The following is a 22,911-nucleotide window of genomic DNA, read 5'->3' as shown; positions in this document are numbered from 1 at the left end:
CGGTCCGGCGCCATTCCGGATTGTGGAGATCCTGGTTCGATGCGCCTGCGCCCCCGTCTGTCCGCCCTCGCGCTGCTTGCCCTGGTGCTCGGCTTCGATGCGGGGCCGGCGTCGGCCGCCGAGCCGATCTATCCCGCGGGCTCGCGCTTCGGGTTCGAGCCGCCCTCCGACATGTCGCCCTCGCGCCGCTTCTCCGGCTTCGAGCGCAAGGAGGGCGGGGCGACGCTCTCGGTGGTCGAGCTGCCGGCGACCGCCTTCGCCGACCTCGTGCAGACCTTCACCGACGCCAACCTGAAGAACCAGGGCTTCGCCGTCGAGGCCCGCGAGCCGGTGAAGATCGGCGAGGCCGACGGCATGCTGTTCACCGGCTCGCAGCCGGGCGAACCGGGCAGCGCCACGCCGACGGTCCGCAAGTGGCTGCTGCTCGTCGGCGATCCGACCGTCACCGGCCTGATCATCGGGCAGGCGCTGCCCGATGCCGAGACCGAGAAGACCATGCGCAGCCTCGTCACCGGCGTGACAATCCGGCCGGCGCTGACGCTGGCGCAGCAGGTCGACGCGCTGCCCTTCCGCATCGCCGATCCGGCGGGGTTCCGCCCGCTGCGCGTGCTCGCCGGCAACTCGGTTCTGCTGACGCAGGGGCCGAAGGACCAGATGAGCAACCTCGAGCAGCCGATCCTGGTTCTGGCTCAGGCGGTGCAGCAGCCGCCGACGGCCGAGCAGCGCGACGGCTTCGCCAAGGCCGCGCTGTACTCCAACCAGACCATGAAGGATTTCGTGATCGAGCGCTCGCAGAGCTACCGCTCGAACGGAACCGATTGGCACGAGATCGTGGCGCGCGCCACCGACATGCCGACGAACACGCCGGTCGTCGTCTCCCAGACGATCCGCTTCGCGCCGGACGGCTATCTCCGCGCCCTCGGGGTGGTGCGCGAGGACCAGCGCGAAGGCACGCTCGCCAAATTTCGCGAGGTCGTGGACAGTGTTCAGGTGAAATAGCACGGGGCAGCCTGAGAATTCGCCCGTCGTCCGAGGAAACCACTCCTTGCGACCACCGGTTGTCGTCGCGACGCGCCGTCTCGTAGACGGCCATCGCGACGGGACCATTGATGACCGAACGAAACCATAGCGCAGACGGACTGGACGAACGCCATTCCGCCGTGTGGACGCTGGCGCTCGCCGCCACCCTCGTCGGCATCGCCGCGCTGCCGTATCGGCGCGGCGGAGACCGGCCCGCGCCGGTCCCGGACGGTCCCCGTGCGCCCTCGCCCTCGCATTCCGGCGGCGACGCCCGGGCGGTGGCGCAAACCGAGTCGGACCGCGGCCGGCAGGCGAGCACCCCCTCCGAGATACCCAAAAGCGGCTGGAAGGATGTCGGGCTGCGCGTGTTCCGCGACCTGAAGGAGAATCGCCTGGTCTCGGTCGCGGCCGGCGTCACCTTCTACGTTCTGCTCGCGATCTTCCCGGCCGTGGCGGCGCTGGTGTCCTGCTACGGCCTCTTCGCCGACGTCGCCACGATCAACGACCACCTCGCCAGTCTCCAGGGGGTGATGCCCTCCGGCGCGATCGACATCGTCGGCGAGCAGGTCAAGCGCATCGCGGCCAAGGGCGACACGACCCTCGGCGTCACGTTCTTCACCGGCATCCTGCTCTCGGTCTGGAGCGCCAACGGCGGCATGAAGGCGGTCTTCGACGCGCTCAACATCGTCTACGAGGAGCGCGAGACGCGAAACTTCGTCTGGCTGAACCTGCGGTCCCTCGCCTTCACCGCGGGCGCGCTGCTGTTCATCATCCTGGCGCTCGGGGCGATCGTGGTGTTGCCGGTGGTGTTCAACACGGTCGGCCTGTCGGCGGACGCGTGGTACCTGGCGCTGCTGCGCTGGCCCGCCCTGTTCGTCGCCGTCCTCGGCGGCCTCGCCCTGCTCTACCGCTACGGCCCCTGCCGCGACGCGCCGCGCTGGCGCTGGGTGACGTGGGGCAGCGCGATCGCCGCCTTCGCTTGGCTCGCCGGCTCCCTCGGCTTCTCGTGGTACGTGGCGAACTTCGGCAAGTACAACGACACCTACGGCTCGCTCGGCGCCGTGATCGGGTTCATGACCTGGATCTGGATCTCGACGGTGATCGTGCTGCTCGGCGCGGAGGTGAATGCCGAGATGGAGCACCAGACCGTCCACGACACCACTGTCGGGGCGCCGCAGCCGCTCGGCACGCGGCGGGCGAAGATGGCGGATACGGTGGGGGCTGCGACCTGAGGCGCGTTCCGCGAAGGTCGGATCCGTGGTAGGGTCGGTCCATGGATCGCGACGCCGCCATCGACATCCTGCGTGCACATGAGCCGGAGCTGCAACGCCTCGGCGTGCGGCATGCCGCGGTGTTCGGCTCGGTCGCGCGGGGCGAGAACCATGCAGGCAGCGACCTCGACGTGATGATCGAGATCGACGAGGCCGCCGTGCGCGATGTCTTCGATTATGTCGGGGTGATTCACTTCATCGGCGACCTGTTTCCGATATCCGTGGATGTGTCCAATCGCAAAATGCTCAAGGCGCATGTCAAGCCTGAAGCAGAACGAGAGGCCGTCCATGCTTTCTAGGCGTGGCCGCGAGGCATGCCTCGGCATTTGTGAGAACGTCGAGACCGCCTTCGACTTCATCGGTGGAATGGCCGCTGTGAAATTCGAGCAGGATCGACGGACCATCTATGCCGTGACCCGCTGTCTCGAGATTATTTCGGAAGCCACTCGACGCTTCGATACAGCGATGAAAGACCGGCATCCGCATATCCCCTCGCAGCAAGTTTCAAGCGCCGGGAATATCTACCGGCACGAATATGCGAACGTGTCGCCGCTCCAGATCTGGCGGACCGTACAGGAGCGTCTGCGCGAACTGCTGGCCATGTGCGTGGCGGAGCTTCAGCGTGCCGACGCACCAGGCACGTCCGGATGACGCGCCGCTTCGTTCCAGCTACGAGCGGCCGATGAGCGCTGAAAACGAAACCGCCTCCCCCGTCGGCCCCGGCGATCAGGTGATCCTGGTGGACGGCTCGTCGTTCATCTTCCGGGCCTACTTCCAGGCGATAAACCAGCCGGAAAAATTCAACTTTCGGCCCTCAGACGGGCTGCCGACCGGTGCGGTGCGGCTGTTCTGCACCAAGATCGCTCAGTTCGTTCAGGAGGGCGCGGCCGGCATCTGCCCGACCCATCTCGGCATCGTCTTCGACAAGTCGGAGGGCTCGTTCCGCAAGGAGCTCTACTCCGACTACAAGGGCCACCGCCCCGACGCGCCGGACGACCTGAAGCGGCAGATGCCGCTGATGCGCGACGCGGTGCGCGCCTTCGGCCTGCATGCGATCGAGATGGAGCGCTACGAGGCCGACGACCTGATCGCCACCTATGCCCGGCAGGCCGAGGCGCGGGGCGCCGGCGTCATCATCGTCTCGTCCGACAAGGACCTGATGCAGCTCGTCGGGCCGCTGGTTCGGTTCTACGATTTCGAATCCGGCTCCAAGGGCAAGCCGGGCCACCGCCCCGAGCGCAACCTCGACGAGGCGGCGATCGTCGCCAAGTGGGAAGGCCTGCAGCCGAACCAAATCGGCGACGCGCTGGCGCTGATCGGCGACACCTCCGACAACGTGCCCGGCGTGCCCGGCATCGGCCTGAAGACCGCGGCGGCCTTGATCAAGGAATACGGCAGCCTCGAGCAGCTCCTGGAGCGGGCGGGCGAGATCAAGCAGCCCAAGCGCCGCGAGATGCTGCTCGCTGGCATCGAGCAGGCGCGGCTCTCGCGCCGGCTCGTGGCCCTGGTCGAGGACGTCGACGTGCCGGTGGCGCTCGACGACCTGCGCCTGCCCAAGCCCGACCCCGAAAAGCTCGTCGGCTTCCTCAAGGCGATGGAGTTCAACACGCTGACCCGGCGCATCGCCGCGATGCTGCATGTCGACCCGGAAGCGGTGAAGCCCGATCCGCGCCTGCTCCCGGGCCATGTCCTTGGCGACGACGCCCCCTTCTCCGACGCCGCAGCCGCGGCCGGGGATGGCGCCGAGATCGACCCCTTCGCCGATCTCGGCCTGCCGGACGCCGCGCCCAAAGCCCGGGGCCCGTCCGATCCGACGCCGTCGAACCTCGTCGCGGCGCGCGCGGCGGAGGCGAGCAAGCCGTTCGACACCAGCGCCTACGAGACGATCCTCTCGCTCGAGCATCTCGATGCCTGGATCGCCGAAGCGCACGAGGTCGGTGTGATCGCAGTCGACACCGAGACCGACTCGCTCGATGCGCACCACGCCAACCTCGTCGGCGTGTCGCTCTGCGTCGCGCCGGGGCGCGCCGCCTACATCCCCCTCGCCCATGTCCGCGCGGTCGAGGCCGCGCCGAACGCCGACGACCTGTTCGGCGGCGGGGCAACGGCGTCCGATCTCGTGGAGCCGCTGCCTTCGCAGATCGACCGCGACGCCGCGCTCAGTCGGCTGAGGCCGCTGCTCGAGAGCCCGAGCGTGCTCAAGGTGGCGCAGAACCTGAAATACGATTGGCTCGTGTTCCAGCGCTACGGCATCACCGTGGCGCCGTGTGACGACACCATGCTGATCTCCTACGTGCTCGATGCCGGCAAGGGCGGGCACGGCATGGACGAACTCGCCAAGCGCCATCTCGGCCACCAGCCGATCACCTTCTCGGACGTGGCCGGCACCGGCAAGGCCAAGGTCACCTTCGACCGGGTGCCGCTCGACCGGGCCACCGCCTACGCGGCCGAGGATGCCGACGTGACGCTGCGGCTGTGGCGGATGATGAAGCCGCGCCTCGTCGCCGAGCGGCGGCTCGCCGTCTACGAGACCCTGGAACGGCCCCTGATCGCGGTGATCGCCCGGATGGAGCAGCACGGCATCCGCGTCGACCGCAACATGCTCTCGCGGCTGTCGGGCGACTTCTCGCAGATCCTGGCGCGTCTCGAGGAGGAGATCCAGGAGGATGCCGGCGAGCGCTTCCAGGTTTCCTCGCCGAAGCAGATCGGCGACATCCTGTTCGGCAAGATGGGCCTGCCCGGCGCCAAGAAGACGCCGTCCGGCCAATGGGCCACCCCTGCGACCCTGCTCGAGGAACTGGCCCAGGCCGGGCACGACCTTCCGAAGAAGATTCTCAACTGGCGCCAGCTCGCCAAGCTGAAGTCGACCTACACCGACTCGCTGCAGGAGCACGCCGACCGCGACACCAACCGGGTCCACACCTCGTTCTCGCTCGCCGCCACCACCACCGGGCGGCTGTCCTCGTCGGACCCGAACCTGCAGAACATCCCGATCCGCACCGAGGAGGGCCGCCGCATCCGCCGCGCCTTCGTCGCCGACCCCGGCAACCGCCTGATCTCGGCCGACTACAGCCAGATCGAGCTGCGCCTGCTCGCCCACATGGCCGACATCCCGCAGCTGCGGCAGGCCTTCGCCGACGGCATCGACATCCATGCAGCGACCGCGAGCGCCATGTTCGGCGTGCCGCTCTCCGAGATGACGCCGGACCTGCGGCGGCGGGCCAAGACCATCAACTTCGGCATCATCTACGGCATCTCGGCCTTCGGGCTCGCCGACCGCCTCGGCATCGGCCGCGAGGAGGCGAGCCTGTTCATCAAGCAGTATTTCGAGCGCTTCCCCGGCATCCGCGACTACATCGACACCACCAAGCGCGCCTGCCGCGACAAGGGCTACGTCACGACCCTGTTCGGCCGCGTCTGCCACTACCCGCAGATCCGCTCCAACAACCCGTCCGAGCGCGCCAGCGTCGAGCGGCAGGCGATCAACGCCCCGATCCAGGGCACCGCCGCCGACATCATCCGCCGGGCGATGACCCGGATGGAGGCGGCGCTCACCGCCGAGCGCCTGAACGTCCGCATGCTGCTGCAGGTGCACGACGAGCTGGTGTTCGAGACGCACGAGGCCGAGGTGGACCGCGCGATCCCGGTGATCAAGCGCATCATGGAAGAGGCCCCGGCTCCGGCGCTCACGCTCCACGTGCCGCTGGTGGTCGAGGCGCGGGCAGCGGAGAACTGGGAGGAGGCGCATTGAGCGGGGGCTCACCCGGTCGTCAAGTGATCGAGCTTCAGACCTCCGTCAAACCACTGCATCCTGAGGCGTCGAAGCCCGGCGGGGGCCTCCAGGTCGCACCGAGGGTTCTGGAGGCCTCCTTCGACGCCCGCTGACGCGGGCACCTTAGGATGAGTCGAGGACGGGAATGGCGGACCGCGTGTGAATTCCCCGAATAGCGAGGCCCTGCTAAACCCGCGCCATGCTCCAAACCGTCGCCACCCTCTACCAGTTCGTCCCCCTCCCCGATGCCGCAACGCTCGCGCCGGTGATCGAGGGCTTGTGCAAAGACCTCGGCCTGACCGGCACGCTCCTGCTGGCGCACGAAGGCATCAACGGCACGGTGGCGGGCTCGGCCGAGGCGATCGCGGCGTTCCTCCCCGCTCTGAACGGGCCCGACCTGTTCGGCGGACGCCTCGATCGGCTCGAATGCAAGCTGTCGACGGCTGAGGTGCCACCGTTCGCGCGGATGAAGGTGAAGCGCAAGCCGGAGATCGTGACCTTCGACGGCGGCGCCACCGACCCGGCCGACGGGGTCGGGACCTACGTCGCGCCCGAGGACTGGAACGCGCTGCTCGACCGGCCGGGGGTGGTGGCGGTCGACACCCGCAACCGGTTCGAGGTGGCGCTCGGCACGTTCGCGGGCGCGGTCGATCCCGGTCTGTCGCGCTTCGGCGAGTTTCGCGCGTTCGCGGAGACGCTCAACCCCTGCACCGAGGTCGCCCTGTTCTGCACCGGCGGCATCCGCTGCGAGAAGGCCGGCGCCTACCTCAAGGCGCGCGGGTTCGCGCACGTCCATCTGCTCCAGGGCGGCATCCTGAAATACCTCGAGACCGTGCCGGAGGCCGAGAGCCGCTGGACCGGCGACTGCTTCGTCTTCGACGGCCGCATCGCGCTGGGGCCGGCGCTGGCCGAGCGGCCCGACCATCCGCCGGAGGCCCTGCGATGAGCGAGTCCGCACGCATCGACCATCTCGAGATGCGCCTCACCGAGCAGGACGCGACCATCGACGACCTTAACCGCACCGTCACCGAGCAGTGGCGGCTGATCGACCGGCTGCGGCGGCAGGTGGAATCGCTGATCGAGCGCGTCGAGGAGGCGGGCGCTCGCACGGCTGCCGGCGGCGCCGAGCCCCCACCGCCGCATTATTGAGGGCATCAGCGCGCCCTTCCCTCCCCCGCAGGGGGGGAGAGAAGACGCGGTGAACCTGCCTTCGAGGCCTAGAAATTCGCCTGCGTGACGAACTTGGTGGCGAGGTAGCCGTCCAGCGCTTCGGAGCCGCCCTCGCTGCCGTAGCCGGATTCCTTCACCCCGCCGAAGGGCGTCTCCGGCAGGGCGATGCCGTGGTGGTTGATCGAGACCATGCCGCTCTCGACCATGCTCGACACCCGCGTCGCCCGCTCCGACGAGCGGGTGTAGGCGTAGGCCGCCAAGCCGTAGGGCAGACGGTTGGCCTCCGCGTAGGCTTCCGCGTCGTCGGAGAAGCGCTGGATCGCCGCGACGGGGCCGAACGGCTCCTCGTTCATGATCCGGGACGTCAGCGGCAGGTCGGTCAGCACCGTCGGCTCGAAGAAGTTGCCGCGGTTGCCGATGCGCTTGCCGCCGGTGCGCAGCGTGGCGCCCTGCGCGTTGGCATCGGCGACCAGCGCTTCCATCGCCTCCAGGCGCCGCCCGTGGATCAGGGGCCCCATCTTCGTCTCGGGATCGAGGCCGTCGCCGACCTTCAGGTTGGAGGCGAGGTCGGTGAAGCCGTCGACGAAGCGGTCGAACACCGTATCGTGGACGAGGAAGCGGGTCGGCGCGACGCAGACCTGGCCGGCGTTGCGGAACTTGTTGGCGCCGAGAACCGCCACCGCCTTCTCGACGTCGGCATCGCCGAAGACGATCGCCGGCGCGTGGCCGCCGAGCTCCATCGTCGCCCGCTTCATGTGCTGGCCGGCCAGGGCCGCGAGCTGCTTGCCGACCACGGTCGAGCCGGTGAACGAGATCTTCCGGATTACCGGATGCGGGATCAGGTACGACGAGATCGTCGCCGGATCGCCGTAGACCAGCGCGAGGCAATCGCCCGGCACGCCGGCATCGAGGTAGGCGCGCACCAGCTCGGCGCAGCTCGCCGGCGTGTCCTCGGGGCCCTTGAGGATCACCGGATTGCCGGTGCAAAGCGCGGCGGCGATCTTGCGGACGGCCTGGTTGATCGGGAAGTTCCACGGGGTGAAGCAGGCCACCGGCCCGACCGGCTCGCGCACCACGAACTGCAGCACCCCGTCGCCGCGGGGCGGGATCACCCGGCCGTAGGCGCGCTTGCCTTCCTCGGCGAACCAGTCGGTGACGTCGGCCGCGGCCATCGTCTCGATGCGCGCCTCGGCGAGGGGCTTGCCCTGCTCCAGCGTCATGATCCGGGCGATGGCGTCGGCGCGCTCCCGCAGCAGGTCGGCGGCCCGGCGCAGTACCTTGCCGCGATCGAAGGCCGAGACCTTGCGCCACTGCGCGAAGCCGCGCGCGGCGGCCTCGAGCGCCCGGTCGAGGTCGTCCCGGGTGGCGACGGCGCATCGCCCGATCGTCTCGCCGGTGGCGGGGTTGAGCACCGGCAGCGTCTCGCCGCCCGAGCCGGCGACCCAGGCGCCGGCGATGTGAAGCGTCACGTCCGGATACATGTCGACTCTGCGATCCCTGCCCGGCCGGCCGCGATGGGCCGGCGACCGAGGCAATGTCGCGCTCGACGCCGCCGGGGGCAAGGCGCCGGCGGGAACGAACCGGCCGGGATGTCCGGCTCAGGCGGCGATGCTGCGCTTGACCGGCTCCGGGCCCTTCACCGTGACGGGGCCGCCGCGGCGCGCGCGCAGCGTGCCGCCCTTCGGCACGACCTGCCAGCCGTCCTTGGCGCCGTCGATCGGCTCGGAGACCACGACCAGGCCGGCCTCGGTCTGGCGATAGTACAGGCTCGGGGGCCGCGCATCGCAGGCCCACCGATAGGCGATGAGCTCGTCGCCGTCGGTCAGCAGCGCGGTGAAGCGCAGCGGCTCGGTGATGCCGGCCGCCTTCATCAAGTCGCGCACGGTGGCCAAGGTCTCGGCCATGGCGCCGATCGGGTCCTCAGCAAGACCGTTGGAGAGGGCGAGCAGGAAAAGGGCCTCGGAGTCGGTGCTGCCGCGACGCCCGTCGTACAGGGCGTCCGGGATCAGCGCCTCGAGGCGTCGCTTGATCCGCAGGTATCCGCCGATCTGACCGTTGTGCATGAACAGGTGCCGGCCGTTCACGAAGGGGTGGCAGTTGGTCCGCGCGGTCGCCGTCCCGGTGGAGGCGCGCACGTGCGCGAAGAAGGTCCGCGCGCGGACCTGCCCGCACAGGTTGACGAGGTTCTCGTCCGACCAGGCGGGCGAGATGTCGCGATAGACGCCCGGCTCCGGTCGTTCGCCGTACCAGCCGAGGCCGAAGCCGTCGCCGTTGGTCTCGGTCTTCCCCTGCTCGGCGTGCAACGATTGATGCACAAGCGAGTGCGTCGGCGCGCAGACGAGGTCCGACAGGAAAACCGGCTCACCACTATAGGCCAGGAAGCGGCACATGGTTGGGGCCAACCTCTTGCTGATCGCGCTGGCGCGAACCTTACCCAGTCTGCCCTCGGGCAAGCCCGGTGCCACGCCGTCGCCGAACCGTAACATTTCGTTGTCGATGATGAACAGTTCGCTAACGCACTGCAGCATGCACGGAGTTTGTGCGCTCCTGAACGGATCCTCGCCAAACCGGTCGCAACGCAGGCATGCGCTTGAGACGAATTCGGACTCTTGTTACCCGGCTTCGGACGGCGCAGCATGGCTCATCCGGGAATCAGCGCCCCACGCATGAGGTCGCGTCGCCGGTCAGGCATCGAACCCGCATCCGCAACATCTCGTGAAGGAGGTCCCATGGACCGCGCCCCCTCCCCTTGTCCGGTCGCCCTCGTCGTCGAGGACGATGCCGCGGTCCGCAACCTCGCCGCCGCCGTGCTCGAGGAGACCGACCTCGGGGTGATCGCCTGCGACAGCGCGGAGGCCGCGATTTCGATCCTGGAGCGCGACGACGTCACCGTCGCGCTGCTCTTCGCCGACATCCGCCTGCCGGGCGCCATGGATGGGCTCGCGCTCGCCCGCACCGTCGAGCGCCGCTGGCCGGACGTGCGGGTGGTGGTGACCTCGGGCTACGATGCCGGCGGCGATGCGAGGATGCCGGCGCAGGCGGTGTTCATGCAGAAGCCGTGGCGCGCCCTCGACGTGCTGGTCCAGGCCGAGCACGCGACGGAAGCCGCCCGCGCCGCCTGAGCGCGTTCCGGTCCGATACGAGGACGGCGCACGCGGCGTCGTCCGAGATCCTTTCACGAACGAAAAAAGCCCGGACCGCAAAGGCGGCCGGGCCTTTTTCGAGGATGGCGATCGACGGGCCTCGCGGCCCGGATCGTCTTACTCGGCGGCGGAAGCCGCCGGAGCGCCGCCGGCCGGAGCGGACGGGGTCATCGACGGGAAGCCGGGACGACGGGGGGCGCCGGCGCCGAAACGGGGCTTCGGCTTCGGAGCAGCGATCAGGCCCTCGCGGATCGCGGTCTTGCGGGCCTGCTTGCGGGCGCGACGGACCGCCTCGGCCTTCTCGCGCGCCTTGCGCACGGACGGCTTCTCGTAGGCCTTGCGCTGCTTCATCTCGCGGAAGATGCCTTCGCGCTGCATCTTCTTCTTGAGGACGCGGAGCGCCTGATCGACGTTGTTATCGCGAACGAGTACCTGCAACGGAGTGGATCCTCTAGAACCGGTTTGAACGTGGCATTCGGTCGGCGCGGTCAGCGTGACGCCCGCGAGCATTGCGGGAAACCGACAGCGCCCCGGACCCGGGGATCGCCCGGGCGGGACGCGGTTCGGACCGTCTCGATTCGGCACCAAATCTGCACCTTGGGCAGGCTCTTACACCAAGCGCCTGCGAGTTCCAACCGGATTGGCGACACGACGTCGATCCGTGTGCGGTGTGACCGCGCGGACGCAGGGCGGAAAGCCGTCGTCCGCCCGCACAGGACATGCCGGGCGCAGCAATCCGGCCCGGCTCCTGCAATGCCGTCCTAAGTCGGGTATGACATCCCAGGCCGGACTCGTCCCGGCAAGGCTGGCGAAGGGACGCTCATGACGGGTGAGAGACAGCGATGACCGACGACGCGCAGCAATTCGCCAGCGACAACTATTCCGGCATCTGCCCGGAAGCCTGGGCGGCGATGGCGGCCGCCAATGCCGGGCATGCGCCGGCCTACGGCGAGGATGCCTGGACGGCACGCGCGGCGGATGCCTTCCGCACCCTGTTCGAGAGCCGCTGCGAGGTGTTCTTCGCCTTCAACGGCACGGCCGCCAACGCGCTGGCGCTGGCCGCGCTCTGCCGCTCCTACCACAGCGTGATCTGTGCCGACGCCGCCCACGTGGAGACCGACGAGTGCGGCGCGCCGGAGTTCTTCTCCAACGGCTCGAAGCTGCTCACGGTCCGCACCGAGAGCGGCAAGCTGACCCCGGACGCGATCCGGGCGCTCGCCACCAACCGCAAGGACATCCACTTCCCGAAGGTCCGCGTGGTGACGGTGACGCAGCCGACCGAGACGGGGCAGGTCTACACCCTTGCCGAGTTGCGGGCGATCTCGGCGACCTGCCGCGACCTCGGCCTGTCGCTGCACATGGACGGGGCCCGCTTCGCCAACGCCTGCGCCCATCTCGGATGCAGCGCGGCGGACATGACGTGGCGGTCGGGCGTCGACGTGCTCTGCTTCGGCGGCACCAAGAACGGCATGCATGCTGGCGAGGCGGTGGTGTTCTTCGACGCCGCACTGGCTGAGGATTTCGGCTATCGCTGCAAGCAGGCGGGGCAGCTCGCCTCGAAGATGCGCTTCCTCTCGGCCCCCTGGGTCGGGATGCTGGAGAGCGGGGCGTGGCTGAGCAACGCCGCGCACGGCAACGCCTGCGCACAGGACTTCGCGGCGGCGGTCGCGGACATGCCCGGCATCGCGCCGATGTTCCCGGTCCAGGCCAACGCCGTGTTCCTGGCGATGCCGGCGGACACGATGGAACGCCTGCGCGGCAGGGGCTGGCGCTTCTACACCTTCATCGGTGGTGGAGCCCGGTTCATGTTCGCCTGGGACGCGAAGCGTGAGCGCGTCGCCGAGCTGGTCGCGGATCTGCGGGCCGTCGCTGCGGCACCGGCATGAGCGGGCGGCGGGTTGCGTGGCCGGGTGCCGCTGTCTAACAGGGTCTCATGGTTCCGGCAGACGTTCGCCCGTCATCGATGACGCCGCCGTAGCGCGCGCGACGCCCTGCGGTCCCCGTTTCCTCGGGGCATCGCGCTTGGGCCGCCGAACCGTCTCCCGTCGAAATCCCGTCTCTCATGAGCCCGCACGCCGCCTTCCGCGGGCGCGGGCCGGATCCTTTGCATGACCTTTCAAACCTTGCGGGCCGAATGGGCCCCGCACGTGCCGCGCGAGCTCCTCGCCGGCACCGTCGTCGCGCTCGCGCTCATTCCGGAGGCGATCGCCTTCTCGCTCATCGCCGGCGTCGATCCGCAGGTCGGGCTCTACGCCTCGTTCTGCATCGCGGTGACCACCGCGATCGTCGGCGGACGGCCGGCGATGATCTCGGCCGCCACCGGCGCCACCGCCCTGGTGATGGCGGGGCTGGTGCGCGAGCACGGCCTGCAATACCTGCTGGCCGCCTCGATCCTCGCCGGCCTGATCCAGATCGGCGCCGGCCTGCTGCGGCTCGGCGACCTGATGCGCTTCGTCTCGCGCTCGGTGATCACCGGCTTCGTCAATGCCCTCGCGATCCTGATCTTCCTCGCGCAGATGCCCGAGCTGATCGGGCGCGGTCCGACCGTCTACGCGATGGTCGCGATCGGGCTGGCGATCGTCTACGGCCTTCCGCGCCTCACCAGGGCGGTGCCCTCACCGCTCGTCTGCATCGTCCTCCTGACGATCGCCGCGATCGCGCTGGCGCTGCCGATCCGCACGGTCGGCGACATGGGCGCGCTGCCGAGCAGCCTGCCCTCGTTCCTGCCGCCGCAGGTCCCGCTGAGCTTCGAGACCTTGCGGATCATCCTGCCCTACGCCGCCACGGTCGCCATGGTCGGCCTGCTCGAATCGCTGATGACGGCGGCGATCGTCGACGAGATGACCGATACCGGCAGCGACAAGAGCCGGGAATGCCTCGGCCAGGGCACCGCCAACATCGTCTCGGGCCTCTTCGGCGGCATGGCCGGCTGCGCCATGATCGGGCAGACGGTGATCAACGTCACCTCCGGCGCCCGCGGTCGCCTGTCGTGCCTGTGGGCGGGCTGCTTCCTGCTGTTCCTGATCGTCGCGCTCGGCGCCTACGTCCGGCAGATCCCGATGGCGGCGCTGGTCGCGGTGATGATCTTCGTCTCGATCCAGACCTTCTCCTGGCGCTCGATCCGCGACCTCGCCCGGCACCCGGGCTCGTCCAGCGTGGTGATGCTCGCCACCGTCGCGGTGGTGGTCGCAACCCACGACCTCGCCCGCGGCGTCCTCGTCGGCGTGCTGCTGTCGGGCGTGTTCTTCGCGGGCAAGGTCGCCCGCGTCTTCCGCGTCGAGAGCCGCCGGGAGGGCGTGGTCCGCACCTACGTCGTCACCGGGCAGCTGTTCTTCGCGACGGCCGAGGCATTCCACGGCGCGTTCGATTTCCGCGACGACGCCGAGCGGATCGTGCTCGACCTTTCGGCGGCGCATTTCTGGGACATCACGGCGATCAATGCCCTCGACCGGGTGGTGCTGAAGTTCCGCCATCACGGCCGGGCGGTCGAGATCGTCGGCCTCAACCGCGCGAGCGCGACCCTGGTCGAACGCCTCGGCACCCACGACAAGCCCGGTGCGATGGCAGCACCGGGACACTGACGCGACGGCCGGCGCTCAGGCGAGCCAGTCGGGCATCCGGTCGAGGCCGATCAACGCGTCGTAGCTCTGGCGCGGGCGCACGATCGCCGCCTGCGAACCGCTGACCAGCACCTCGGGCACGAGGCGGCGGGTGTTGTAGGTGCCGGCCTGGACCGCTCCGTAGGCGCCCGCCGTCATCACCGCGATCAGGTCGCCGGCGACGACCCGCGGCATCTCGCGCTGCAGAGCGAGATAGTCGCCGGTCTCGCAGACCGGTCCGACCACGTCCGCCGTCACGCGCGGCGCGTCGGCGGCCGGAGCCTCCACCGGGCGGAGGGCGTGATAGGCCTCGTAGAGGGTCGGCCGGATCAGGTCGTTCATCGCGGCATCCACGATGACGAAGGTGCGCCCCTCGCTTTCCTTCACGTAGACCACGCGGGTGACCAGGATGCCGGCATTGCCCGCGATCATCCGGCCGATCTCGAAGACCGGCCGCAGGCCGAGCGGGGCGAAATGCGGGCGGATCGTCGCGGCGAGCGCCGCCGGGTCCGGCGGCGCTGCGTTGTCGTCGCGATAGGGGATGCCGAGGCCGCCGCCGAAATCGATGTGGCGGATCGGATGGCCCTCGGCGATCAACCGGCCGGCCAGCCCGGCGAGCAGCCGCGCCGCATTCTCGAACGGCGCGAGATCGGTGATCTGGCTGCCGATATGCATGTCGACGCCGTGGATCGCGAGGCCCGGAAGGGTCGCCGCCAGGCCGTAGACGGCGGGCGCGCGCGTGATCGGGATGCCGAACTTGTTCTCGTACTTGCCCGTCGAGATCTTGGCGTGGCCGCCCGCGTCGATGTCGGGATTGACCCGGATCGAGACCGGCGCCTCCATCCCGAGGCTGGTCGCCACCTCGGAGAGCGCCAGCAGCTCGGGCTCGCTCTCGACGTTGAAGCAGTAGATCCCGGCCTTCAGCGCCGCCGCCATCTCGTCGCGGGTCTTGCCGACGCCGGAGAACACGATCTTCTGCGCGTCGACCCCGGCCCGAAGCGCGCGGAGCAGCTCGCCCTCGGAAACGATGTCCATGCCGGCACCCCGCCGGGCGAGCGTCGCCAGCACGGCCTGGTTGGAATTCGCCTTCATCGCGAAGCAGACCAGCGCGTCGTCGCCCGAGAACGCCTCGACGAAGACGCGGAAGTGCCGCTCCAGGGTGGCGGTGCTGTAGCAGTAGAACGGCGTCCCGACCCGCTCGGCCAGGGCCGTCAGGTCGACGTCCTCGGCGTGCAGGCGTCCATCGCGATACTGGAAATGGTGCATCGTTCGGCCGTGTCCGGGAAGCGTCGAGATCCGCCGTTCGGCTCGAGATCCCGTCCGCGGGGAAGCCTCCCCCGGGGCGGGAGAGCAGGGTGGAAGACGAGGGCGCCGTGCGATCCGGCGCGGGAGCGGCGCGCTACAGCAGCGGATCGAGGATGAAGGGATCCTTCGGGATGCGATAGCCGCGCTTGGCCCCGCGGCCGGTCTCGACCGGCGCCTCCGTGCCGGAGGCCGGGGCGAGCGCGGAGGGCGGCAGCTCGTCGCCGTCGCGGACCGCGGACGGATCGGGCTCCGGCGTGCCGCCGCCGAGGCCGGTGCTCTGCGGAAGGGTCCGGGGTCCGGCCGTCGCCGTGGGGGTGCCTTGGGCCGCACTCCGTTGCGGCGTCGTCGCCGAGGCGCCCGGCGGCTCGAGGGCTCCGCGGCGGCCGCACCCTGCCAGCGCGATCGCGGCGAGGCCTGTGGCGAGGGTCAACGTCAGGACGCGGTTGGGCGGCATCGCGGAGGGTCCGGCGGGCACTTCTGGGGCGGTCCTCCCGAGGGAGGATCGCACCTTAGCCGTTGCCGGAACGCGAGGCGAGCGTTCGCGCGCCACAGCTTCGCGTCGAACCGGCTCGGTCGAGCGGTTCAGCCCTTCTTGTCGCCGTTGGTCGCCTCGTAGGCGTCGATCGCCCGGCGGCAATTCTCGGACAGCGACTTCCAGTTCTTCTCGAAGCAGGCATCGAGCTTCGGGTCCTCGGGGGCGAGGTTGCCGCAATAGTTCAGGTAATCGCCGGTGCAGTACTTCTTCAGGGTCTCGTTGCCGCGCTTGGTCTCGGGCGCCGCCGAGGCCGGCGCGGAGAACGACACGGCCAGGCCGAGCGCGAGGGCGAGGGACATGAGCTTCAAGGCCATGGGGCGTCGTTCCATCTGTCGGATCGAGAGGGGGGATGGCGGTGCGATGATGCCATCGCGTGGTGGAAACAAGGCATCGCGGCGCGGTTTCGCAACCGCAACCCTAGGATTTTGGTGGCTCGACGGCCGATCAGTGCGAGGAGGCACGCATCGCGTAGGCCGCCACCGGCGGAAGGCGCTCGCGCTGCGTCAGGGTGTCGGCCACCTCGGTGATGCGCCGGCGAAGGTCCGCATTCTCGCGCTCGACCGCCTCCCCGCGGTCGGACACGGCCTTGGCGAGCGCCGCCTCGGTGGCCGCGAGCTTTTCGCGCACGCTGCCCTCGCTCTCCGCCGCGCCGGCATCGGATGGGACGTCCTCGACCGTGCCGAGGGCGTTCCGCGCGGCGAGCAGGCTGTCCAGGAGGTCGGCATGCGCCTCTTCCAGGGCGAGCAGGGTCGCGAGGCTCGACGAGCCGTCGGCCTGCGCGGTCGAAAGCTCGTTCTCGAGACGACCGCGAAGCGCCAGCGCCTCGGCGATCTCGGCGTCGCGCGCGGCGACGTCGCGCGCGAGGGCGGCCGCCTCCATGGTGCGGTTGCCGAGGGCCGCCATGTCGGCCTGGCGCTTGCTGCGCGCGTCCTCGACGGCACGCTCCATCCGCCGCTGCCGCACCGCGAACTCGGCGCGCAGAAAGTCCTTCTCGGCGGCGATCTCACCGACGGACAGCGGCAGCTGCGCCTCCGTCCGGCGCCGCGCCAGGCGGGCGGCGCGCGCGTTCACGGCGGGCAGCGCCAGCAGCGCGCACAGGATCGCCACCAGGAAGCCGAGGGCGAAGACCATCACGGTTTCGATCACGCGGGCGAACTCGATCCCTTGAGCGCCGCCGCAAGACCGGACCCTGCCCGCTCGTGCGACGATGCGACCACACGCAGAACGAGCCCGGACACCGGGGCTGAACCCGGATGCCGTGCCCGTGAGCCGAGCATGCCCGGCCGAAGCTGACGCGCAGTCTAACCGGTTTTGCGCGCGGGCGCGAAGTCGAGATTCGGTCGCGTCAGAACGGGTTCCAGGTCGGCGTGCCGGTGAACTTCAGATAGCCGACGTTGATGCCGAGGCGGGCGCCGACGCCGGTCCGGATCGGAACCACGACGATGCCGTCGTTGGTCACCGCCGTCATGCCGAAGCCGCCGACGAAGTAGGCCGAGCCGTCGACCCCGCCGAAGCGGCGGTAGATCCCATTCACCGCCGGCAGGTTGTAGACCAGCATCATGGTGCGGTCGCCGTCGCCGCCGATGTCGAAGCCGAGGGTCGGGCCCTGCCAGTAGATCCGGCGCTGGCCCGCATTGCGGGTGTAGAGCGTGCCCTCGCCGTACCGGACGCCGCCGACGATGGCGCCGGAGGCTTCCTGGCCGAGGATGTAGCCGTTGGGCTCGCCCCAGCGCTTGGTCGCCTCCTGCACCGTGAGCGCCAGCCCGCGCGAGACGCTGCCGAAGAACTTGTGGCCGGAATCGACGATCTCGCGCGGCCGGAAGGTCTCCGGCGCGCCGGGATCCTCGACGCCGCGGGCGGAGGCCGGCACGCTCCGGGAAACGCCGAACGCGGCCGCCGACAAGGCGAGGAGCCCGGCCGAGCTCAGGCCGGCCAGGGCGCGGCGGCGTGTCGACGCGTCCTGCCGCAGGGTGGCCGTGCGGGGGGAATCGGGCATGGTCATGGTTCCTCCTCGATCCGCTGAAGGCGGCGCCGCCATGGGACGCGATCGCGCGCCTGGACTTGGATGCGCACCTGGACGATGGCTTGCGTCCGCCCCCAAGGACATGCGGCAGACCTGCCGCCGGAGCGCACGGCGGTCGATCCGGGCGCGAGCTGAGGGATAGGTGGGCACGATGTGGTTAACGCGGCGTGACTGCGCCATCCTCGTCCTGGCGGGCCTCGCGGAGCCGGCGATCGGACAGACGCCTGTCGCCGGCCCGCTCGCGCTCTCGGGCTTCGACCCGGTGAGCTACTTCCTGCCGAAGGGCCCGCGGGCGGGCTCGTCCGCGTTCGAGGCTTCCGGCGGCGGCAGGACCTGGCGCTTCGCCGGTGCCGCCAACCGCGCCGCCTACCTGCGCGACCCTGCCGTCTACACGCCGCGGCTGGGCGGATACGACGTCGTCGGCATCCTCGATGGACGGCTGGTCGACGCCGATCCGCTGGTCTTCGCGGTGATCGAGGAGCGCCTCTACCTGTTCCGCAACGCCGAGCGACGGGACCGGGTGCTGGCGGACCCCAAGCTGGCGGAGCGGGCGGAGGCGTCCTGGCCGAGCCTGCAGCCGCTCACGGACGGAGGACGGGAGTGAGCCGCGTCACCGCCGCGCCCTCCCGCGGCCGCAGGATCGGCCCGCGATCGGGAAGCGCGACCCGGGCGGCGAGCGCCGGATCGCCCAGCGCCGCGAACGGGCCGTTGCGATAGGCCATCGCGTGCCGGCCGTAGATGATCGGCCGGCCGGTGGGGGTGACGACACGGCCGCCGGCGGCGGTCAGGATGTGGTCGCCGGCCGCGGTGTCCCATTCCATGGTCGGTCCGCAGCGGACGTAAAGGTCGGCCTCGCCCGAGGCGATCAGCGCGAACTTGAGGGCCGAGCCGGCCGCGCGGCGCGATGTCACGCCGAGCGCGTCGAGGCAGGACTCGGTCTCGGAATCGCCGTGGCGCCGGCTGCCGAGCGCGGTCAGCCCGTCCCGCGGCTCGGGCCGGGTTCGGACGGCGCGAGAGGGCCCGGGGCGGCCGGCCTCGATCGGCGCCTCGTGCGCGGCGACACCCGCGTGCCAGACGCGGCCGACGCCCGGCGCGGCCAGCGCCGCGGCGACCGGGCGGTTGCCCTCGATCAGGGCGATGCACACGGCGAATTCCGGGCTGCCGGCGAGGAAGTCGCGGGTGCCGTCCAGGGGGTCGACCAGGAAGAACCGGTCGGCGGGCGGCACGTCGTGGCAGGTCTCCTCGGCCACCACCGGGATCGCCGGGAACCGTTCCAGGAGCTTGGCCAGGATCAGCTGCTCGGCCTCGAGGTCGGCATGGCTCGAGGGCGAGCCGTCCACCTTGAGCACGTGCGGGCAGTCGTTGCCGTGGTGGCCGAGCAGGATCTCGCCGGCGGCGCAGGCGATCTCGGCCAGGTACGCGGCGATGCGCTCGCGTTCCGGCCCGGAGAGGGAGACGATGGATGATGCCGCCATTGCCATGGCACCGTCTTGCTCCACCCACCGATCCTTGTCGATGGCGGAGGCCGAAATCGGGTTTCGGCCCGTCCCGACGCGTCTCAGTAGGTGGCGAACATCCGCGCGATCTCCGCGGGCTCGCGCGTCACCGTCAGGGCGAGCGCGAGCAGGATGCGGGCCTTCTGCGGCGTCAGGTTGTCGGCGCTGAGGATGCCGCGCTCCCTCAGGCGGGTGGTGAGCGGGACGACGCCGCTGCCCGCCCGGGTCGACTGCACCACGACGATCCCGGCGGCGGCCGCCTGCTCGAGGGCGTCGGCTTCGCGCGGCGGCGTCATGCCCGGCGCCAGCCCCGCCGAGACGATGCCCTGCGCTCCGGCCGCGAGGAAGGCCCGCACCGCCGTGCCGTCCGCGTCGGCATAGCCGTAGGACACGTCGACCCGCGGCAGCGCATCGAGCGCGCGGATGTCGAAGGGCGTTCCCGGAGCGTGGCTCCGCTCCGAGCGGCGGTAGTACTGCACCGAGGCGCCGTCGACGTGGCCGAGCACCCCGAAATCCGGCGTCCGGAAGGTCTGAAGCCGGGCGACCGAGGTCTTGGTCACCTCGCGTGCCGCCTGGATCTCGTCGTTGAGGACGACGAGGACGCCGCGCCCGCGGGACTGCGCCGACGCCGCCGTGCGGATCGCCGCGACGAGGTTGAGCCCGGCATCGCTCGACAGGGCGCTCATCGGCCGCTGCGACCCGACGAGCACCACCGGGACGTCGACGGTGAGCGTCAGGCTCAGGGCGTAGGCGGTCTCCTCGAGGGTGGCGGTGCCGTGCCCGATGACGATGCCGGCGAGGTCGCGATGCTCCGCGACGAGGCGTTCGCAGGTCGTCGCCAGGTCGCGCCATTCCGCAAAGCCGATCGCCGGGCTCGGCACGGCGCGGAAGGCGACCGGCACCATCTCGGCGACCGCGCGCACCTCCGGCACGGCATCGAGGATCGCCTGCGCCTCCAGGCGGTTCCCGGTCGCGGTGTAGTCGAGGATGTCGAGGGAATCGCGACCGAGCGACGAGATCGTCCCGCCGGTGCCGATGAACGCGACCTTCGGCCTTGCCGTCATCGAATGTCTCCTGCTCGCTTCGCATCGAGACCGCGTCCTACCTGCTGAGGCCGGCGGTTGTCTCGCGGCATCGCCGGGGACGGACGATGTGCCGGGCGAGGACGCGGTGCCGGCTCGCTCGCCCCGAGGATGGCGACACCGCGCGCGCCGAGGCGGCTCAGCTGCGGAAGTCGAACACGAGGGCCGAGGCGTTGCTGCTCGTGCTGGAAGACCCGCTCGACGCGTAGCCGGTCGCGCTCGCCTGCGTCGATTGGAGTTGCTTGATGAAGCTCGCCAGCAGATCGCTCGTCGACGCGGTGCTGGTGCTGCCCGAGGCCGAGGCGTCGGGATCCGCGCTCGACGCATCGGACAGGTCGTTGCCGTCCGGCGCCGCGCCGAGGGGCGGTCCCGGGGGCGGGCCGCCCGCACCGCCGACCCCGCCATCCTTTGCCTCGCCCTTCGCGCCTCCCTTGGCGAACAGCGACGTCAACGTCGCCGCCTGGTCGCTGGTCAGCGTTCCGTTGGTGACCTGGTCGGCGATCAGGCCGTCGATCCGGCTCTTGATCTGGGACGGGTCGAGCCGCGACGCGGCGGAGGTGCTCGACGATGCCGACGCGGCACCGTTCGCGGTTTCGCCGGACTTGAGGCTGGCGTCGATCGAGTCGAGGGCGCTGGTAAGCGCGGTGGCGTCGGTCGCGGAGATGGTGCCGGCCGAGGCCTCGCTGTCGATCTCGGAGGCGACCCGGTTCTTGTGGGCGTGCGCCGGGCGCTGCGGCGCCTGGATCTGCGAGGCGGTGGTGCTGGAGATCGAACTCATGGGCGGCTTTCCCGTGAAGCTGCCGGAAACGCCCGGCCGCGGGTCCGTGTGCAAAGTGCCCACGCCGCGGTTAAGGATCTGTTCGCCTTAATGTTTCGGTATGTTTCCAGCGGCGCCGAGCGGCCGTTCCCCCCTCTTCCCGCAGCGTAAATCGTACTGTGATGCTCGCCTGAGTCAGCGGGCGGCGACCCGCAATTGCGGGAACGCGGCGGGGAGCGGAGGCACCGCGCGCAGGGCCGGTTGCGCCACGCCGTAGAGGCCGCGATGCTGCGGGTTCGGGCTCAGCCGGTCGGTGAGGCCGATCACCGTCTCGGCCGCGCCGAGAAGAAGCGCGCCTTCCGGTGCAAGCCGTTCGGCGAGCCGCCCGAGGATGTCGGCCTTGGTCGGCGTATCGAAGTAGATCAGCACGTTGCGGCAGTAGATCACGTCGAAGGAGCCGAGCGCCTCGAAGCCGTTGAGCAAATTGAGCGGCCGGTAATCGATCATCGCGCGCAGGGCCGGGGCGATCTGCCACTGCTCGCCGATCTGGGTGAAGTACTTCAGCAGCCACTGCACGGGCAGCCCGCGCTGCACCTCGAAATGGCTGTAGAGCCCGAGCTTGCCCTTCTCGATCACCTCGGTGGACAGGTCCGTCGCGACGATCTCGACCTGCCAGCCGGCAAGCTTGGCGCCAGCTTCCTGCAGCAGGATCGCGAGCGAATACGGCTCCTGGCCGGTCGAGGCCGCCGCGCACCAGATGCGCAGCCGGCGCTGGCCGGCACGGCGCGCCATCGCCTGAGGCAGCAGCACGTCGCGGAACAGATCGAACGGCGTCCGATCGCGGAAGAAGAAGGTCTCGTTGGTGGTCATCGCTTCGACGACCGCCTTCTCGATCGACGAATCGCGCGAGATCTTCAAGGTGCCGACGAGGTCGCGCAGCGTGGCGAGGCCGAAGCGGCGGCAGACGGGGGTGAGCCGGCTCTCGACGAGGTAGCGCTTCTCGGGGGTGAGCGCGAGGCCGGAGCGCTGCTTGAGGTAGGCGCGCAGGAAATCGAATTCGAGCTCGGTCATGCCGCCTGTCCCGTGATCATGGCGCGCAGCGCAGGGCCGATCTCGGGAAGCGGCAGGATGGCCTGGGCCAGCCCCGCCTTGGCGATGCTGCCGGGCATGCCCCAGACGGTGCTCGTCGCCTCGTCCTGTGCGAGCACGGCGCCGCCGGCCTCGCACAGCGCGCGGGCGCCGTGGGTGCCGTCCGAGCCCATGCCGGTGAGCACGACGGAGAGGGTGGCGCCCCCGAACAGGGCGGCGGCGTCCTTGAACAGGACGTCGACGGCCGGCCGGCAGAAGTTCACCGGCGGTCCGTCATCGAGGCGGATCACCGGCTCTCGGCCGGCCCCCCCCGTCAGGCCCATGTGGCGCCCGCCCGGCGCGACGTAGATCCGCCCGGGCTCGAGCCGTTCGTCGGCCTTGCCCTCGGCCGCGACGAGTCCGGTACGGGTGGCGAGGTGCTCGGCGAAGACCGCGGTGAAGATCGGCGGCATGTGCTGGACGATCAGGATCGGCAGCCGGCGCAGCGTCGCCGCGCCGATCTTCTCGAGCATCTCGCCGACCGCCCGCGGGCCGCCGGTCGAGGCGCCGACGAGAAGTACGCGGGGCGCCAGGCCGGTGCGGGCCTTCGGGCGCAGGGTGACCGGGGCGCTCGGGCGCGGCGCTGCCGGGGCCGGCATCGGCGAGGGGG

Annotated in this window: 24 protein-coding genes; 11 read left to right on the top strand and 13 right to left on the bottom strand. The window is 70.4% G+C overall.

What is annotated here, in order from left to right:
- The first annotated feature begins 39 nt into the window (after positions 1 to 39).
- From FV227_RS06290 to FV227_RS06260, 7 genes are all read left to right on the top strand, one after another.
- Positions 40 to 999, top strand: coding sequence for a hypothetical protein (locus tag FV227_RS06290; RefSeq protein WP_147858571.1), 960 nt, complete (start codon positions 40 to 42; stop codon positions 997 to 999).
- 110 nt (positions 1,000 to 1,109) lie between these two features.
- Positions 1,110 to 2,252 (top strand): YihY/virulence factor BrkB family protein, encoded by a 1,143-nt coding sequence (locus FV227_RS06285; RefSeq protein ID WP_147858570.1) that lies wholly within the window; start codon positions 1,110 to 1,112, stop codon positions 2,250 to 2,252.
- Positions 2,253 to 2,293: 41 nt separating this feature from the next.
- Complete coding sequence (locus tag FV227_RS06280; protein ID WP_147858569.1) at positions 2,294 to 2,590, top strand: nucleotidyltransferase domain-containing protein; 297 nt, start codon at positions 2,294 to 2,296, stop codon at positions 2,588 to 2,590.
- Positions 2,547 to 2,942: a HepT-like ribonuclease domain-containing protein gene (locus FV227_RS06275; protein ID WP_246687847.1), complete on the top strand. Its 396-nt coding sequence runs from the start codon at positions 2,547 to 2,549 to the stop codon at positions 2,940 to 2,942. The genes FV227_RS06280 and FV227_RS06275 overlap by 44 nt, the downstream gene beginning before the upstream one ends.
- Positions 2,943 to 2,973: 31 nt before the next feature.
- Positions 2,974 to 6,042 (top strand): DNA polymerase I, encoded by a 3,069-nt coding sequence (gene polA / locus FV227_RS06270; RefSeq protein ID WP_147858567.1) that lies wholly within the window; start codon positions 2,974 to 2,976, stop codon positions 6,040 to 6,042.
- Between the two features lie 220 nt (positions 6,043 to 6,262).
- Positions 6,263 to 7,009, top strand: a complete 747-nt coding sequence (locus FV227_RS06265) for a rhodanese-like domain-containing protein (protein WP_147858566.1) — start codon at positions 6,263 to 6,265, stop codon at positions 7,007 to 7,009.
- A complete protein-coding gene (locus FV227_RS06260; protein ID WP_147725031.1) occupies positions 7,006 to 7,212 on the top strand; it encodes a SlyX family protein in 207 nt (68 codons plus the stop codon). Before FV227_RS06265 ends, FV227_RS06260 begins: the two co-directional genes overlap by 4 nt.
- Before the next feature lie 68 nt (positions 7,213 to 7,280).
- On the opposite strand, the gene FV227_RS06255 is transcribed toward FV227_RS06260, so the two are convergent.
- Both FV227_RS06255 and FV227_RS06250 read right to left on the bottom strand, forming a co-directional pair.
- Entirely contained in the window at positions 7,281 to 8,714 is a 1,434-nt protein-coding gene (locus tag FV227_RS06255; protein WP_147858565.1) for an NAD-dependent succinate-semialdehyde dehydrogenase, read from the bottom strand.
- 117 nt (positions 8,715 to 8,831) lie between these two features.
- On the bottom strand, positions 8,832 to 9,623 hold the full coding sequence (locus tag FV227_RS06250; protein WP_147858564.1) for a class II glutamine amidotransferase: 792 nt from the start codon (positions 9,621 to 9,623) through the stop codon (positions 8,832 to 8,834).
- Positions 9,624 to 9,962: 339 nt separating this feature from the next.
- Between FV227_RS06250 and FV227_RS06245 the strand changes: the two genes are divergently transcribed.
- Entirely contained in the window at positions 9,963 to 10,355 is a 393-nt protein-coding gene (locus FV227_RS06245; RefSeq protein WP_147725038.1) for a response regulator, read from the top strand.
- Between the two features lie 138 nt (positions 10,356 to 10,493).
- Here FV227_RS06245 and rpsU read toward each other — a convergent pair whose 3' ends face one another.
- Entirely contained in the window at positions 10,494 to 10,814 is a 321-nt protein-coding gene (gene rpsU / locus FV227_RS06240; RefSeq protein WP_147725040.1) for a 30S ribosomal protein S21, read from the bottom strand.
- Between the two features lie 404 nt (positions 10,815 to 11,218).
- On the opposite strand from rpsU, the gene FV227_RS06235 reads away from it, so the two are divergent.
- Positions 11,219 to 12,262, top strand: a complete 1,044-nt coding sequence (locus tag FV227_RS06235; protein ID WP_147858563.1) for a low specificity L-threonine aldolase — start codon at positions 11,219 to 11,221, stop codon at positions 12,260 to 12,262.
- A gap of 222 nt (positions 12,263 to 12,484) precedes the next feature.
- Complete coding sequence (locus tag FV227_RS06230; protein ID WP_147858562.1) at positions 12,485 to 13,957, top strand: SulP family inorganic anion transporter; 1,473 nt, start codon at positions 12,485 to 12,487, stop codon at positions 13,955 to 13,957.
- A 15-nt stretch (positions 13,958 to 13,972) separates the two neighbouring features.
- On the opposite strand, the gene lysA is transcribed toward FV227_RS06230, so the two are convergent.
- The 5 genes from lysA to FV227_RS06205 form a co-directional block, all read right to left on the bottom strand.
- Positions 13,973 to 15,241, bottom strand: coding sequence for a diaminopimelate decarboxylase (gene lysA / locus FV227_RS06225; RefSeq protein WP_147858561.1), 1,269 nt, complete (start codon positions 15,239 to 15,241; stop codon positions 13,973 to 13,975).
- Between the two features lie 133 nt (positions 15,242 to 15,374).
- Positions 15,375 to 15,734 carry a lipoprotein gene (locus FV227_RS06220; protein ID WP_147858560.1) on the bottom strand — a complete coding sequence of 120 codons (360 nt, stop codon included), beginning with the start codon at positions 15,732 to 15,734 and terminating at the stop codon, positions 15,375 to 15,377.
- 128 nt (positions 15,735 to 15,862) lie between these two features.
- Entirely contained in the window at positions 15,863 to 16,129 is a 267-nt protein-coding gene (locus FV227_RS06215) for a 3',5'-cyclic-nucleotide phosphodiesterase (RefSeq protein WP_147729929.1), read from the bottom strand.
- 130 nt (positions 16,130 to 16,259) lie between these two features.
- Entirely contained in the window at positions 16,260 to 16,961 is a 702-nt protein-coding gene (locus FV227_RS06210; RefSeq protein WP_243984835.1) for a hypothetical protein, read from the bottom strand.
- A 199-nt stretch (positions 16,962 to 17,160) separates the two neighbouring features.
- A complete protein-coding gene (locus FV227_RS06205) occupies positions 17,161 to 17,811 on the bottom strand; it encodes a DUF1134 domain-containing protein (protein WP_147728291.1) in 651 nt (216 codons plus the stop codon).
- Between the two features lie 178 nt (positions 17,812 to 17,989).
- Here FV227_RS06205 and FV227_RS06200 point away from each other — a divergent pair, with 178 nt between their 5' ends.
- Positions 17,990 to 18,442, top strand: coding sequence for a YHS domain-containing (seleno)protein (locus FV227_RS06200; RefSeq protein ID WP_147728292.1), 453 nt, complete (start codon positions 17,990 to 17,992; stop codon positions 18,440 to 18,442).
- Here FV227_RS06200 and FV227_RS06195 read toward each other — a convergent pair.
- From FV227_RS06195 to FV227_RS06175, 5 genes are all read right to left on the bottom strand, one after another.
- Entirely contained in the window at positions 18,420 to 19,313 is an 894-nt protein-coding gene (locus tag FV227_RS06195; RefSeq protein WP_246686359.1) for a 3'(2'),5'-bisphosphate nucleotidase CysQ, read from the bottom strand. The genes FV227_RS06200 and FV227_RS06195 overlap by 23 nt on opposite strands.
- Positions 19,314 to 19,396: 83 nt before the next feature.
- Positions 19,397 to 20,398 carry an asparaginase gene (locus FV227_RS06190; RefSeq protein ID WP_147844376.1) on the bottom strand — a complete coding sequence of 334 codons (1,002 nt, stop codon included), beginning with the start codon at positions 20,396 to 20,398 and terminating at the stop codon, positions 19,397 to 19,399.
- A 157-nt stretch (positions 20,399 to 20,555) separates the two neighbouring features.
- Complete coding sequence (locus FV227_RS06185; RefSeq protein WP_147858558.1) at positions 20,556 to 21,194, bottom strand: hypothetical protein; 639 nt, start codon at positions 21,192 to 21,194, stop codon at positions 20,556 to 20,558.
- A gap of 174 nt (positions 21,195 to 21,368) precedes the next feature.
- Positions 21,369 to 22,244 (bottom strand): protein-glutamate O-methyltransferase CheR, encoded by an 876-nt coding sequence (locus FV227_RS06180; protein ID WP_147858557.1) that lies wholly within the window; start codon positions 22,242 to 22,244, stop codon positions 21,369 to 21,371.
- Positions 22,241 to 22,911: CheB methylesterase domain-containing protein (locus FV227_RS06175; protein WP_147858556.1), on the bottom strand; the 671-nt coding region annotated here is incomplete at its 5' end. The genes FV227_RS06180 and FV227_RS06175, both read right to left, overlap by 4 nt.

It is taken from the genome of Methylobacterium sp. WL119, assembly GCF_008039875.1.
Taxonomy (GTDB): Bacteria; Pseudomonadota; Alphaproteobacteria; order Rhizobiales; family Beijerinckiaceae; genus Methylobacterium.
The sequence above is the reverse complement of the archived record's forward strand: the minus strand, read 5'-3'. Positions and strand labels throughout refer to the sequence as shown.